The organism is Pantoea wallisii, from assembly GCF_002095485.1.
GTDB lineage: Bacteria > Pseudomonadota > Gammaproteobacteria > Enterobacterales > Enterobacteriaceae > Pantoea > Pantoea wallisii.
Window position 1 is genome coordinate 17,786 of the sequence record NZ_MLFS01000034.1, and the last position, 16,080, is coordinate 33,865.

Here is a 16,080-nt window from a genome sequence, read left to right on the forward strand (position 1 = left end):
AGCTCCAGCTGCCGTTGCTGCCCGTGGCTGTTTGGCTTCGGCCGTGCCGCGCAGCGTTGGCGCACTGTCATTGCTGTAGCCGCCGTTGGGTACCGTCGCGCTGGTGTTGTCATTGGTCACCACCAGCGTTGGATTGCCCGGCGCGACCGTATCGACGGTGATGGATACCGTTGCCGAGGCCGGGCTCACGTTGCCCGCCACATCGCGAACGGTAACGCTGAGCGGATGCACGCCGTTGCTCAGGGCTGCAGTGGTGAAGCTCCACGTTCCACCCGCGCCTGCCGTGACCGATCCCAGCACCGTGGTACCGTCATAAATGGTGACGATAGCATTGGCTTCCGCCGTTCCGCTCAGGGTTGGGGTGGTGTCATTGGTCACCGCGCCGTTAGTGAGCCCGCCGGTATTTGGCGCAACATCGTCCGTGACGACCAGATCAAGAACCGTTGGCGGCGCCACGGTATCCACGGTCAGCGTGGTTGAGGCCTGCGGACTGGTGTTACCCGCCGCATCGGTCTGCGTCACATTGAAGGTGTGGCTGCCGTTGCTAAGCGCGTTGGCCACCACAAAGCTCCAGCTGCCGTTGCTGCCCACCGTGGCGGTACCCAGCAGCGTCGTGCCGTCGTAAACCGTCACGCGCGCGCCCACCTCACCCGAGCCGGTCAGCAGCGGCGTGCTGTCGTTGGTGACGCCGTTGTTCGGGATTGTCACCGCCGTGCTGCCGTTGTTGTTGCCGCCGTCAGGCCGGTAATGGCCGCCGGAATAGCGGTATCCACAAACAGCGTTGAGCTGACCGCGCCGCTGACGTTGCCCGCCGCGTCGGTCGCCGTAATGCTCAGCGTGTGCGAACCGTCACTCAGCGTCAGCGTGCCCGGAACGGTGAAGCTCCAGCTGCCGTCGCCGCCTGTCACCACCGAGCCCAGCACCGTAGTGCCTTCACGGATAATCACCGTGCTGTTGGCTTCGGCCGTGCCGCGCAGCGTTGGCGTGCTGTCGTTACTGTAGCCGCCGTTGGGGACCGTCGCGCTGGTGTTGTCATTGGTTACCACCAGTGTTGGGTTGGTCGGTGCTGTCGTATCAACGGTGATACTGATTGGCGCGGTGCGCGGTCCGACATTCCCCACCGCATCCGTGACCGTTACGCTCAGACTGTGCGCGGCATTGCTCAGCACTGGCGAGGTAAAGGTCCAGGCACCGGTGCCATCGACGGTTGCCGTGCCGAGCACGGTATTGCCGTCGTAAACGGTAACAATACCGTTCGCTTCAGCGTTACCGCGCAGCGTTGGCGTGGTGTCATTGGTGGATCCGCCCGCTGGCACGGTGGCGTTCGCGTCATTGAGCACCACAATGTTGGTGGCGGCCAGCGGCGGCGTGATATCTACATTTAGCGTCAACGTAGTCGGCGGTGAGCTATTGCCTGCAGCATCAGTGGCGATCACGCTGAAGGTATGGCTGCCATCGCTCAGCGCCGCCGAGGTGTAGCTCCAGTTGCCGCTGGCACCGACCGTCAGCGACGCCACAACCTGGCCCGCCTCACTGATGGTCAGCAGGGTGCCGGCCTGCGCCGTTCCGCTCAGCAGCGGCGTCGCATCACCGGTGGTGGTCCCGTTCGGGATCGCTACCGGCGTGCTGCCTTCGTTGTTGCTGGCATTGAGCGTAACTGCCGCAGGCGCCACGGTATCCACGATAACCGTGGCGCTGGTGGTGCCGCTGACGTTGCCCGCCGCATCCGTCACTGATGCGCTAATCACGTGTGGGCCCTCGCCCAGCGCCGTTGCCGGCGTATAACTCCATTGACCGTTTGCCGGCACGGTGAGCGTCGTCAGAATATCGCCATCACTGCGGATAGTGATGCTGCTGCCCGCTTCTGCCGTTCCGCTCAGGGTTGGCGTGGCATCGCGCGAGTAGCCGCCGTTTGGCACCGGCTGATTAATCACATCGTTGGTGATGAGCAGCGTTGGTGCCGCCGGTGCGACGCTATCGATAGTGAAGTTCAGGGCCGGCGTCGCCGGGCCAACATTGCCCGCCGCGTCGGTCACCGCCACGCTCAGCGCGTGCGGCCCCTGATTGAGGAATGGCGTGGTAAAGGTCCAGTCGCCGTCACCGTTGGCAATCGCCGTCCCCAGCACATTGCTGCCATCAAAGATGGTCACGATGCCGCCGGGTTCAGTGCTGCCGGTCAGGACTGGCGTATTGTCATTCACGAATGCGCCTGCGGTAATCGGCACCGCCGTACCGCTGCTGTCGTTACTGACCACCAGATCATCAACCGCTGCTGGCGCCACGGTATCCAGCGTAATGGTGATAGTGTCAGACGGCGCACCAGGATCGTTACCTGGGCTTTGTGCAGTGATATACCAGGAATATACGCCGTCCACTGTCAGCGTAGGAGTGTAGCTCCACTGACCATTCGTCCCTGCCGTGACGCTGGCAATCTCCGTATTGGTTGTGCCGTCATAGATGCGAATGATTTCGTTCGCACCCGCCAGGCCGCTCAGGGTCGGCGTGGTATCTCTGGTTACCGCACCGTCGGCCAGCGTGACCAGCGTACCACCGGCGTCATCGGTGATCTGAAGCGTGCTGGTGGCCGGTGGCAGATCGGCCTGAACATTAATATCAAAGGCGGCCGACGCCGGCCCCACATTGCCCGCCGCATCAGTCACCACCACCGTAAAGGAGTGGAGACCATTGTTCAGGGCCGCAGGGGTAAACGTCCAGGCGCCTCCTGTGCCCGCCAGCGCGGTGCCCAGCAGGGTATCGCCGTCATAAATCGCGACCCGGCTTCCCGCTTCCGCCGTGCCACTTAATTGCGGCGTGTTGTCATCCGTAGCTGCGCCGTTGCCCAGCTCGCCGTTGCTACCGCCCACATTGTCTGACACCGTCAGGTCCGTGACCGCGACTGGCAGTACGGTATCAATGTTGACGGTAATCGGTCCGGTCGGTTCACTGACGTTGCCGGCCGCATCCACCACTTCCACGGAGAAGGCATAGGCACCGTCATCCAGTGCGCTGGTTTCGAAGCGCCACACACCATTGGCATCCGCGATAGCCGTACCGATCACCTCGCCATCCTGCAGCAGGTTGATCGTTGCGCCGGCCAGCGCCGTACCACGCAGTACCGGCGTTGTATCATTGGTGAAGCCGTTATCATTGACCAGCAGCGGCGTCGAACCGTTGTTGCCAAAGACGTTAAAGGTCAACACCGGATCCGGCGCGACGGTGTTGATTGTCAGCCCGACACTCACCGGATCGCTCGCGTTGCCCGCCGCATCGCTCACCACCACCGACAAATTGTAGGTGCCGTTGTCGAGCGGATTGGTGTTCAGGCTCCAGTTGCCGTCTGCGTCTACCGTTGCCGAACCCACGATCAGGTTGCCGTTAAACACATTCACGAGGGCACCCGGCTCACCGGTACCGCTCAGCAGCGGCGTGTTGTCATTGGTTGCGCCGCCGTTGGCAATGGTTGCCGGATTGTCCGCATCGTTGTCGTTCTGCACCAGCAGCCCGCTCACCGGCTGCGGTGGCGTAGCGTCAACCTGCAGGGTAAAGCTGGATGACGGCGCACTGACGTTACCCAACGCGTCGGTGACCGTCGCCGTCAGCGTATGCGCGCCGTCGGTCAGTGCCGGTGATGGGAAGCTCCATGTGCCGCCAGCAGTGGCGGTGGTCGAGCCTAAAATAACGTCGCCATCATAGATGATGACCAGGCTATCCGGCTCGGCTTCGCCGCTCAGCAGTGGCGTGTTGTCGTTAGTTAACGTGCCATTCGGCACAATCACCTGATTGGGACCGTTGTCATTGGTCACGACAAGTGTGGCCTGCACCGGTGCCTGGCTGTCGACGGTGAAGTTGATGGGCGCAGAAGGCGTGCCGGTATTGCCTGCTGCATCGGTGACCGTCACGGTAAGGCTGTGTGCGGTATTGCTCAGCGTCGGAACGCTAAAGCTCCATGCGCCGTCTGCGTCCGCAATTGCGGTGCCTACCAGCACACCATTATCCAGGACGTTGACCGTACTGCCCGCTTCTGCGGTCCCGGCCAGCAGCGGCGTGTTGTCACTGGTGGTGGAGCCTGCCGGAATCTCGCCTGGCGAGGCCCCGTTATCACTTGATAGCGTAATCTCCGTCGCCGGCTGCGGCGGCGTGGCGTCAATCACCAGCTGCGCCGTCACCGGCGCACTCAGGTTGCCCGCCGCATCACGCGTGGTGGCGGTAAGGGTGTAGCTGCCGTCCGCCAGCGCAGTTTGCGGTGCAAAACTCCAGCTGCCGTCGGCGCCCACGGTAACCGTACCCAGCACATCATCACCGTTGGCGATCACCACCACACTGCCTGGTGCGCCCGCGCCGCTGATCAGTGGCGTGCTGTCATTGGTCAGGCCGCCATTCGGAATGGTGACCGGTGCGCCGCTACCGTTGTTGTTGGCAATGGTCAAATCGGTTACCGCTGGTGGTGTGCTGGTAATCACCGTGAACGAGATGCTATTGCCCGGTTCACTGGTGTTGCCCGCCGTATCCGTTACGGTAACGTTCAAATTGTGCTGACCATCCGTCAGTATGGGTGAGAAACTCCAGTTGCCGTCATCGCCCGCGGTTGCCGTGCCGATCGGAATCTGGCCGTCATACACGGTAATGATGCTGTTCGGTTCCGCCACACCGCTCAGCACCGGCGTATTGTCATTGGTGCTGCTGCCGGAGGTGATGGCTGTGCCCGGATCCACATCATTATTGGTTAACAGCAGTCCCGTTGCCGGGCCTGGCGCGGCGGTATCGACGCTAAAGGTGAGAGGCTCAGAGCGATCGCTGACGTTGCCAGCGGCATCTGTCACGGTCACGCTCAGGCTGTAATCCCCATCTGTGAGCGTCCCGGTAACGAAGAGCCACGTGCCGTCTGCCCCTACGGTGACCGATCCCAGCGGCGTGGTGCTGTCGTCGTTATAGATGGTAATGATGCTGCCCGGCGCGGCGCTGCCGGTCAACTCCGGCGTGGCATCGTTGGTGGTACCGCCTGCGGCAATCGGTACCAGTGCGCCGCCCTCATTATTGTTCAGTACCACACCCACTGGCGCTTCCGGCGCCGTGAGATCGACCGTGAATGTATAAGGTGCTGAGGCCGGGCCGACATTGCCTGCCGGATCGGTCACGGTCGCCGTCAGGCTGTGGCTGCCCGCAACAAGTGGCGTCTCCGGCGTCAGGCTCCAGCTGCCATCTGCGCCTGCAGTGGCCGATCCAATAACGACGCCGTTATCACGCACAATGACCAGGCTATCTGGTTCAGCGCTGCCGCTCAGCTGCGGCGTGGTGTCGTTGGTGGTGCCACCCGATGGTACGCCCACTGGCGTAGCCCCTTCATTGTTTGCCAGCTGCAGCGCCGCCGGTGCGGCAGGCGCGACGGTATCCACGGTAAAATCGATCGCGGCAGAAGGTTCACTGACGTTACCTGCCGGGCTGGTCACCGTTGTGGTCACGCTATGCGCGCCCTGCGTCAGCGTCGGCAGGGCGAAACTCCAGTCGCCACCGCTTCCCACCAGCAGGGTGCCCAGCACCGTATTCCCATCCAGCACCGTGACCGTACTGCCCGCCTCTGCCGTGCCGCTTAACACTGGCGTCGTGTCGTTGGTCGCACTGCCGTTGGCGATCGGTTGCGGTGTGGTGGCGTTGTCGTTGGTCAGCACCACCTCCGCCGCGGCCGGCGGCGTCGTGAGATCGATGGTGAAGTTGATGGCTGCGGACGCCGGACCGCTGTTGCCTGCGGCATCGGTGACGATTGTCGTCAGGCTGTGATCGCCCGCTTCCAGCGCTGGCTGCGGCGTAAAGCTCCAGCGGCCATCGGACCCGACCAGCGCCGTGCCCAACAGGGCACCGTCGTCGTAGATCGCGAGGGTACTTCCTGCCTCCGCGCTGCCGCTAAACAGCGGCGTGGTATCGTTAGTGGCGCCGCCCGAGGTAATCGGCTGCGGCGCATCGCCATTATCATTCACCAGCTGCAGATCGCTGGCGACAGCAGGCGCACTGGTATCCACCGTAATAATAATCGGTGCAGAAGGTGCGCTGGTGTTGCCAGCCGGCGACGTCACCGTCGCGCTCAGGCTATGGCTGCCATCGCCCAGCGCGGCAGCCGGTGTAAAGCTCCAGTTGCCATCTTCCGCGACAATCGCCGTGCCCAGCACTGTGGTCCCATCAGAGACGGTCACCACGCTGCCCGCCGCTGCCGTCCCGCTCAGCAGCGGGGTGGCATCGTTGGTCAGACTGCCAGAAGTAATAGGCTGTGGTGTGGTGCCGTTGTTGTTCACCAGCGTGATATCGTCTGGTGCTGCCGGGCTTGCGACATCAATGGTCACCGGCAATGCGGCAGACGGCGCACCGGTATTCCCCGCTGCGTCGGTTACGGTCGCGGTCAGGCTATGGTCGCCCGGCTGCAGGACCGGCGTGGTGAAGCTCCAGCTACCGTCAGTGGCTACGGTTGCGGTCCCAAGTAACGTCTGGCCATCATTGATCGCGACCGTACTGCCCGGCTCAGCGCGACCGCTGAGCACCGGCGTGGTGTCGTTGGTTACGCCGTTGCCGATGGCTACCGGCGTGCCGCTCTGATCGTTGCTGAGCAACAGATCGCTCACCACCGCTGGCGGCGTAGTGTCAATGGTGATCACCAGCGGCGTACTGGCTGGCCCGGTATTGCCCGCTGTATCAGTCACTGTCGCCGTCAGGCTGTGGTTGCCCTCATCCAGCGCGGCTGGCGGCGTAAAGCTCCAGCTGCCATCAGCACCGGCAGTCGCGGTACCCAGCGTAGTATCGCCATCAGAGACGGTGATGGTGCTACCCGGCTCAGCGCTGCCGCTAAGCACCGGCTGCGCAACATTGGTCACACTGCCAGCCGCCAGCGCATCGCCGTCTGCATCACTCAGCTGCAGGTTGCCCGGTACCGCTGGCGGTACTGTATCTACCGTGACGACCACCGGCGCAGATGGCGGACTAACGTTACCTGCCGCATCGGTCTGCGTACTGGTCAGGCTATGGTTGCCTTCGCTCAACGGCGGCGTGGTGAAGCTCCAGTTGCCATCTCCGCCCACGGTGGTGCTTCCCAGCACGGTGTTGCCATCCGAAATAGTAACCGTATTGCCCACCTCACCCGTACCATTCAGTACCGGCGCATTGGTGTTAGTGGTCTCTCCTGACGGGATGGTGTTGCCGTCAGCGTCGGTCAGCCCCACATCTGCCGGAGTGACAGGCGCAACCGTATCGATGGTGATGGTAACCTGGTTGCTCTCTATCAGCGTGCCGGCACCGTCGGTATACGAAGCATTAAACACATAGGTGCCGTCTGCCAGTTCGGTCGGCGTAAAGGTCCAGAGGCCGTCACTGCCCGCAATGACGCTACCAATCTCTGTGGTGCCATTAAACAGGGTGACGACAACATCCGCTTCAGCACGGCCGCTCAGTATCGGCGTTGCATCACGGGTGCTGTCATTATTGCTCAACACCACCAGCGCAGCGCCACTGTCGTCCGCTACCACCAGCAGTTCGCTGGTCGGCGGAATACCGGCATCCACGGTGAAATCGAGTGCCGAAGAGGGCTGGCTGACATTACCGGCCGCATCCGTGACGGTGGTGGTGAGTGAGTGCGCGCCATTGGTCAGCAGTGGTGAAGTGAAGCTCCAGTTGCCATCACTGCCTGCGGTTGCGGTACCCAGCAGCGTGCTGCCGTCATAGATGCTGACAACCGCGCCAGCCTCGGTGGTGCCGCTTAACGTTGGCGTGCTGTCAGTGGTTGTGCCACCGCTGGTAATCGGTGTGCTGCTGTCATCACTCACCAACAGGTCGCTGATTGCCGCAGGCGGTGTTGTATCGACAGTAAAGGTGACAGGCGCGGAAGGCGCGCTGACGTTACCGGCCGCATCCGTTACCGTTGTGGTAAGGCTGTGATTGCCATCAATCAGTGCCGGAGAGGTAAAGCTCCAGGTGCCATTACTGCCAACGGTCACGCTGCCGAGTACTGTAGTGCCATCAAGGATGGTTACGACACTGCCGCTTTCGGCCGTTCCGCTCAGTACCGGCGTATTGTCGCCCGATGCGCCTTCCGCCGCGATCGGCGTGACAATTCCGCCCTGATCGCTGCTCAATACCAGATCGTCTGCGGCATCCGGCACGCTGGTATCCAGCGTGATGGTTATAACCGGACTACTGACGGTATTACCGTTGCCATCATCGAAGCTGGCGCGCAGGCTATGTACTCCATCAGACAAGCTGGCTAACCGCAGGCTCCACTGCCCGTTAGCGCCCGCCGTGATCGATCCCACCGCCGTGGTGCCATCGTAAATAGTAACAAGCGCGTTGGCGGTCGCTACCCCTGAGAGCAGCGGTGTTGAATCATTGGTGATTGCGCCATTACTCAGCAGCGTCAGGGTATTGCCGCTTTCGTCGTACACTTCCAGCGCTGCGCTGGCGACGGGTGCACTACCGGCAACCGTCAGCGGGAATTCCGGGGTGGTCGCGCTAACATTGCCTGCAGCATCCGTCACACTGACGATGAGGTTATGCGCGCCATTGCTTAGCGTCGGCGTCGTGAAACTCCAGTTGCCGCTGCTATCTACCGCGACAACCCCTAACAGCGTGCTGCCATCGTAAACGCTGACCTGGCTGAAGGGTTCTGTGGTGCCGCTCAGGGTTGGCGTGCGATCGTCAGTGGTATCATTGGGACTTAGCGGGCCCTGGTTATTACCGGAGTCTGCATTTATCACCAGATTGCTAATGACGGCTGGCGGAACGGTGTCCACAGTCACCACGATACCCGCTGACGGCGAGCTGGTATTGCCGGCAGCATCGGTCACAGTAGTGGTCAGCGTGTGCGCCCCCTCACCCAGCGTTGGCGTGGTGAAGCTCCAGCTGCCGTCTGCGTTAGTGGCAACCGACCCGAGTAATGTCTCACCGTCAAAGATGGAAATGACGCTGCCGGATTCAGCCGTCCCGCTGAGCTGTGGGGCGTTGTCGCTGATGCTGCCATTAGGCGAAACCGGGACCAGTACGCCGCCGACATCACTGCTCAACAGCACATCGCCAGCGGCAGCCGGGGCTGTGGTATCCACACTGAAATTGAGAGGGGCCGAAGCCGGGCTGGCATTGCCGGCCGCATCGGTGGCCACTGCCGTCAGGCTGTGCGCCCCTTCAGTCAGCACTGGCGTAGTGAAACTCCAGTTACCACTCTCGTTCGCCGTAGCCGTACCCAGTATGCTGGTGCCGTCATAGATGGTGATGACACTGCCCGCCTCTGCCGTGCCGCTCAGTACTGGCGTCGTGTCGTTTGTTGCACCGCCAGCGCTGATGGGCAGTCGGTTTCGCCCTGATCATTGACCAGCTGCAGCCCGGCAGGCGCCGCCGGCACCAGGGTATCAATAGTGATGGTGATGGTCGGCGACGTGGTCACGGTGCCGTTATCATTGATACTGGCGGAGAAGTTATAGGTGCCATCAGCCAGCGCGCCGGTTTCATACGTCCACTGCCCGTTGGCATCAGCGGTGACGCTGCCCAATAGGGTATCGCCGTCATACAGCGTGACGATACTGTTTGCCGGCGCCAGGCCCGCCAGCGTTGGCGTATCATCACGCGTGCTGTCACCGTCTGCGAGTTTGACCACGGTATTACCGCTGTCGTCAGTAATTTCCAGCGAGACGGTGGCCGGCGGCAGTGCCGCATCGACGGTGAAATTGACAGCCGGCGAGGCGTCACCGCGGTTTCCTGCAGCATCAATCGCTACTGCAGTCAGACTGTGAGCACCGTTCGCCAATGCCGGAACGGTAAAGCTCCAACTGCCATCGCTGTTGACCGTCGCGCTGCCGAGCAGTTCGCCGCCGTCATACACCTGCACAGTACCGCCCGCTTCTGCCGTACCGCTCAGCACCGGCGTACTGTCGTCAGTGGTTTCGCCTGAACCAATAGGTACCGGCGTGCCGCTTTCGTCATTGCTGAGTACCAGCCCGCTGGCTGCAGGCGGTGGCGTGATATCAACGGTAAAGTTGATGGGGTCAGATGCGCTGCTGGCGTTGCCGGCCGGATCGGTAACCACCACCGTCAGGCTGTGGTCACCTTCCGTCAGCGGCGCAGCGGGCGTGAAGCTCCAGTTGCCATTCGCATCAGCAGTGGCTGTGCCAAGTACAGTGTTACCATCCGACACCGTAACGGTGCTGTTCGGCTCTGCCGTGCCGCTCAATGCCGGAGAAGGGTTGTTCGTGGCGCCATTCACGATCGGCGCTGGCGTAGCGCCGGAGTTATCAATCAGCTGTAGCCCGCCCGCCTGCGCAGGCGGCGTAACATCCACACCAAAATTAATAGGGGCTGAAGCTGGCCCGGTATTGCCCGCCGCATCGCTGACAGTCGTCGTCAGGCTATGATTGCCTTCACTCAGAACCGGTGTAGTGAAACTCCAGCCGCCGTTGGCATCTGCGGTAGCCGTACCAATCACGGTAGTCCCGTCACGTATGGTTATGGTACTGCCCGGTTCGGCCGTCCCGCTGAGCGTTGGCGTCGTGGTATTGGTCACGCCGCCCGCGGTAATCGGGACTGCAGTATCGCCCGTGCCGTTACTCAGGTTGAGATCGCCCGCCCCGACCGGCGCAACGGTATCGATAGTAATGGTGATGGTGGGGGTCTGCGTCACGTTACCGTTAGCATCGGTTACCGTCGCAGAGAAGTTGTAACTTCCGTCACTCAGCGCGGAGGGCGTAAACCGCCACTGACCACTGCCATCCGCCACCACGCTACCCAATACAGTAGTTCCGTTATAAAGGGTAATGAGGCTCCCGGCGGTGGTTACGCCTGTGAGGGTTGGCGTGGTATCAGCCGTGCTTGCGCCGTTACCCAGCTGTACTGCGGTATTACCGCTGTCGTCGTAAATTTGCAGATCGCTGGTGGCAGGCGGCAGTTCGGCCACAATGCTCACTACGAACGGGACTGATGGCGCGCTGACATTTCCCGCTGCATCGGTCAGGGTCGCCGTCAGGCTGTGGCTGCCGGCGCTGAGCACTGGCGTCGTGAAGCTCCAGGTGCCATTAGCCCCTACCACGACCGTACCCAGCAGGGTCTGTCCGTCATAAACAGAGACCGTCGCGCCCGCTTCGCCGCGGCCACTTAAGGTTGGCGTGTTATCGTCAGTGGTTGACCCGTTTGGCACAGGCGTCGTCGTTCCGCCCGTATTATCTGTCATGGAGAGGTCGGTTGCGGCGGCAGGGGCCAGAGTATCCACGGTAAAGCTAATTGCACTGCTCGCCGGGCTGGTATTCCCTGCGGCATCAGTCGCCGTGACGCTTAAACTGTGCTGCCCCTCGCTCAGCGCAGAGGGCGTGAAGCTCCAGCGGCCGTCGGCACCGGCAGTCGTGCTGCCAATCAGCGTCGTACCATCGTAAACGCGGATAATCGCGCCGGCTTCGGCGGTACCGCTCAGGGTTGGCGTGTTGTCAGCCGTGGCTGAGCCGTTAGCAATGGTGCCTGGCTGGTTGCCCGCATTGCCGGTAATCAGCAGATCGGTGACGGCTGCAGGTGGCGTGGTGTCATCACCGCCGCCATTATCGCCACCACCGTTGTCGCCGCCGCCATTATCCCCACCGCCGTTGTCGCCACCGCCGTTATCACCGCCGCCATTATCATCGCCGCCGCCGCCGCCGCCATTATTACCGGCAACCAGTGCGCCGATACCTGCCAGCGCCGCACCGGCAATACCAAAGGCCGCGATAGTGCCGTTATCGGTTGTATTGGCCGCTAACAGCCCTTCTGTGCTGTCGATAGAGACATACTGAAAACCTTCCGTGCCGGGATCTTCTACCCACCACAAGGCGCCGCGATCGTCCTCAAGTACCAGATCGCTATCGCCATTGGGTGTATAAAAATCATGAATAACAAGAACTTCACCTGATTTGGTGGTGACAACTAAATCATTACCATTGCGTGTGAAAGATTTAATATCTGCCTGATTGAGATGAAGTTTCACCACACTTGGGGCAGTTAAATTAACCTGATTGCCGCTGACTTCAGAAGCAATCGTCCCGCCTTTAGGCGTTATAGAGATATTGTTCATGTTATTGATATCCCGCGCAGTTATTTGCTTATCAGCATCCATAAAAATATCCGCCATCCGCAGATGCCGGTTTTATGCGCGAATAATTCGGCGAATTATTCACATCCTCTCCAGGTCAACTTCATTGCAGGAAATTAACAATGAAATCACGCTGAGCCTTGCTAAGCTGCCAGCCTGATAAACGATGAGAACGGTGCGTTAATAACACCACAGGAGATATGTCTCTATTTTCGATGGGATGGAGACAGTAAAACTGTAATCTCTTACTCCCCGCGCCAGACATATTTCTCCCTAAGATAAGTATTCCTCATCGCGTTTCTAATCAGGATTGTGCAAGCAAATCATTCAGATAGACGCTCTGCCAGAGGTAACCTTGCATACCGTAAATTGCTTTATGCGCCAGCAAGTCAGCCTGAGATTGAGTTTCGACGCCCTCAACAATCACGCCGCGGCATAATTGATTAAGATGGTCGAGCAGAATGTCGAAAGTGCGATCCTCGCCAAATTGCCAAAAGAATTCTTTGTCAATCTTGACGATTTCAAATATTCCGCTATCGAGCATGGTCAGATTGGAATAACCCGGACCAAAATCATCGAGCCATAACGGGGCCGGAGTGACTTTCGCCACGCCTTTTAATGTCAGCAGATCGGCACGCGAAAAGCGTGCGGTAAAGAAGGCAGAGATCTCTATACGCATCAGCGTGAGCGTTGCTAATTTTTGTTGTACTTCAGCATCTTTAAAAATGCCGGCAACAATATCTCTGTCTACATTTACGCTAATGACCTGCTTAAATCCCGCATGGTATAGCTGAATAAGCTTTTCGACCTGGTGGAGGAATAACTGCCATTTATGGTCAGCAGAGAGCTGACTGAAGAATCCCGCATCCCTGTTTGGGTTGCGCTTATTATTGATATCTGCGTCATCCGCAAAACGTGTTAACAGCTCCCATGCCAGCAACTCACCCGAATTGGCGTAAACAGGTTCCAGAAAGAAGAGGTAATCATTTTTACGGCCCATCCGGCGATCCTTACAGCTACTGACAGAGACTTCTGAACTGTCAGGATTTCTCAAGTAACAGGTAAGGGAAACATCGATAAAACTTAACACCTTAACTGAAGGTTAACGTATACCTTACATTTTGAAAAATAGATTTCAGTTAACACTTTTGCCAACTTTAATCGTTTAAACCAATTAAAAAAGGCCACCTCTTTCTTTAAGTTTCAGAAAAAGATCAGATAATGCCTGAGAAAAATTGCAGACCGCCTGGCTTGACAAAACAACGAACAATCAACTTACTGTTATTTATGGCATAATAGTTAATCAACTATAGAGCAGTTTCATTTTTACCCTATCGTGTCTTTTCCCTCATTAATTATGTGGATTCCAAAAAACGCCAAAAAATAAAAAGTTACCACCGTTACTATTGAAACCTTAATGTTTAAATTTTCGTTATGCATTCAGGCGTCTTCATAAAAGAAAGATTGCTACTTTTCGTGGGCTCTGAGTTAACTCACAGATCTGCTTGTAGATTTTCGCAGGCGGTAAATATGGCAATGTGAATAAGCACCAAAGCGCAGCGCTAATTAACAACGTAAATAAACGCAGGGGGGAAAGATAATTTGAGAGTGATCTTTCTCACGCTTTCAATAAAAAACAGGAAAAAAGAGAAGTGAGGCGGGAGAGAGGAGAAAAAACGGGCCCATCCGGGCCCGCTACTGCTTATTCATCTTCCAGATAGGTATAGCCGTACAGACCACTCTCGAACTCTTCAAGGAACTGCGCGCGCAGCTCCTCATCGATGTCCTGCTGCTGTTTTACCTGGTCGCGGAACAGCGTCATCAAATCGTTCGGATTCAGCTGAACATACTGCAGCATATCGGCAACGGTATCGCCTTCATCTGAGAGCTGCACTTCTACGCTGCCATCCGGGAAGGCAAACACATCCACGGCTTCGGTATCCCCGAACAGGTTGTGCATGTTGCCCAGGATCTCCTGATACGCACCCACCATAAAGAAGCCGAGCATAGGCGGATTATCGATATCATACTCCGGCATTGGCATGGTGGTCGCAATGCCGTCACCGTCAACGTAGTGGTCGATGGTGCCGTCAGAGTCGCAGGTGATGTCCAGCAGTACAGCGCGACGCTGTGGATTTTTGTTCAGCCCTTCCAGCGGCAGTACCGGGAACAGCTGATCGATACCCCAGGCATCCGGCATCGACTGGAATAGCGAGAAGTTAACGTAGATCTTATCCGCCATGCGCTCCTGCAGCTCATCGATAATAGGGCGATGCGCACGGTTGCTGGGATCCAGATGCTGCTGAATATAGTGGCAGATGCTGAGATAGAGCTGCTCTGCCCACGCCCGTTGACCCAGATCGTAAGTACCGGAGGAGTAGCCGGTGTGGATATCAAACAGATCCATCTGACTATCGTGCAGCCACTCGCGTAGCGAACGGCGCACGCTGGGTTCGTGCATCTCTTGCCAGGTGTCCCACAGGCTCTGGATTGGGCGCGGAGCATCTGCATCCGGAGCCACCGGCGTGCTGAACTCATTGCGCTCAACGCCAATGATGTTCGATACCAGCACCGTATGGTGTGCGGTTACCGCACGGCCGGACTCAGTGATCACGGTAGGATGCTCCAGACCGTGCTCTTCGCAGGCATCGCCTATAGCCCAGATAACATTATTGGCGTACTCATTCAGGCCGTAGTTGACCGAGCAGTCTGACTGCGAGCGCGTGCCTTCATAATCCACGCCAAGGCCACCGCCCACGTCGAAGCACTTGATGTTGACGCCCAGCTTTGCCAGCTCAACATAGAAGCGCGCCGATTCACGTACGCCGGTGGCGATATCGCGAATATTGGACATCTGCGAACCCAGGTGGAAGTGCAGCAGCTGCAGGCTATCAAGACGGCCTGCTTTGCGCATAATGTCCACCAGTTGCAGCACCTGTGAAGCCGCAAGACCGAATTTGGACTTCTCCCCGCCGCTCGACTGCCACTTACCGGAGCCCTGCGACGCCAGGCGCGCGCGGATACCGAGACGCGGAATCACGTTCAGACGCTCGGCCTCTTCCAGCACCAGACGCACCTCTGTCATCTTCTCGATGACCAGATACACTTTATGGCCGAGTTTTTCACCAATCAGCGCCAGACGAATATATTCGCGATCTTTATAGCCGTTACAGACGATCACCGAACGGGTTTTGCCGGCATGGGCCAGTACCGCCATTAGCTCCGCTTTTGAACCGGCTTCCAGCCCCAGCGGTTCGCCAGAGTTGACCAGCGATTCAATTACGCGCTTATGCTGATTGACCTTGATCGGGTAAACGAGAAAGTAGTCACCTTTATAGCCGTACGATTCACGCGCTCGCTTGAACGCGGCGTTAATTGAACGCAGGCGGTGCTGCAGAATCTGCGGGAAGCAGAACAGCGCAGGCAGACGCTGACCATCCGCCTCGCGCTCTTTGACCAGCTTCGCCAGGTCAACGCGCACTTCCGGCTGATCCGGATCCGGACACACGCTGATGTGCCCGAGCTCGTTGACGTCATAATAGTTATTACCCCACCAGGCAATGTTGTAGGTGCGCAGCATTCTGCTTGCGTCCTGATCGTTCATCGCCACCTCCTGCATTGAGCGGAGTACACCCTGTTCGCCAGCTGACGAACCCTTGATATTCTTCATGTCGTCAGACATCGCGAACCTCAATTTTCCGTTGAAATATGAAACCGTTGCCATGTTTTACTAACGCTGCGCCGGGTAGACATTTTCCCATCCTGCTTATCTCACCTTACCCGGTCGGCGCACGTGTTGCTGACCTTAAGTGTAAAACACCGTGCCAAAGTCGGTGAAAACCGGGCGGCAATCGCCGCACATCTCCGCGCGACAGGGGCGTGAAATACCACAGATAAAAGAGTGAAAAGCTTAGCCGGCGCTCGTGTCGGGATGATTACCGCAGCGCAGAAAACGTAGACAGGAGAAAAGAACTGAACTGGAAATGGAGAGGCGTGCCTGCGCGCCA

4 protein-coding genes and 1 pseudogene are annotated in these 16,080 nt (G+C 58.7%); all 5 read right to left on the bottom strand.

Going from position 1 to position 16,080, the window contains the following annotated elements:
* Positions 1-207: 207 nt before the first annotated feature.
* A pseudogene (locus HA48_RS22515) lies at positions 208-708 on the bottom strand (Ig-like domain-containing protein); the annotation flags it as partial.
* Positions 705-9,317, bottom strand: a complete 8,613-nt coding sequence (locus HA48_RS22520) for an Ig-like domain-containing protein (RefSeq protein ID WP_341864979.1) — start codon at positions 9,315-9,317, stop codon at positions 705-707. The gene HA48_RS22520 and the pseudogene HA48_RS22515, both read right to left, overlap by 4 nt.
* Positions 9,269-12,055: an Ig-like domain-containing protein gene (locus HA48_RS22525; RefSeq protein WP_244182841.1), complete on the bottom strand. Its 2,787-nt coding sequence runs from the start codon at positions 12,053-12,055 to the stop codon at positions 9,269-9,271. Before HA48_RS22525 ends, HA48_RS22520 begins: the two co-directional genes overlap by 49 nt.
* A gap of 322 nt (positions 12,056-12,377) precedes the next feature.
* Positions 12,378-13,073 (bottom strand): EAL domain-containing protein, encoded by a 696-nt coding sequence (locus HA48_RS13015; RefSeq protein ID WP_128601692.1) that lies wholly within the window; start codon positions 13,071-13,073, stop codon positions 12,378-12,380.
* 702 nt (positions 13,074-13,775) lie between these two features.
* Positions 13,776-15,755 (bottom strand): biosynthetic arginine decarboxylase, encoded by a 1,980-nt coding sequence (speA, locus tag HA48_RS13020; RefSeq protein WP_128601693.1) that lies wholly within the window; start codon positions 15,753-15,755, stop codon positions 13,776-13,778.
* Positions 15,756-16,080: the final 325 nt, after the last annotated feature.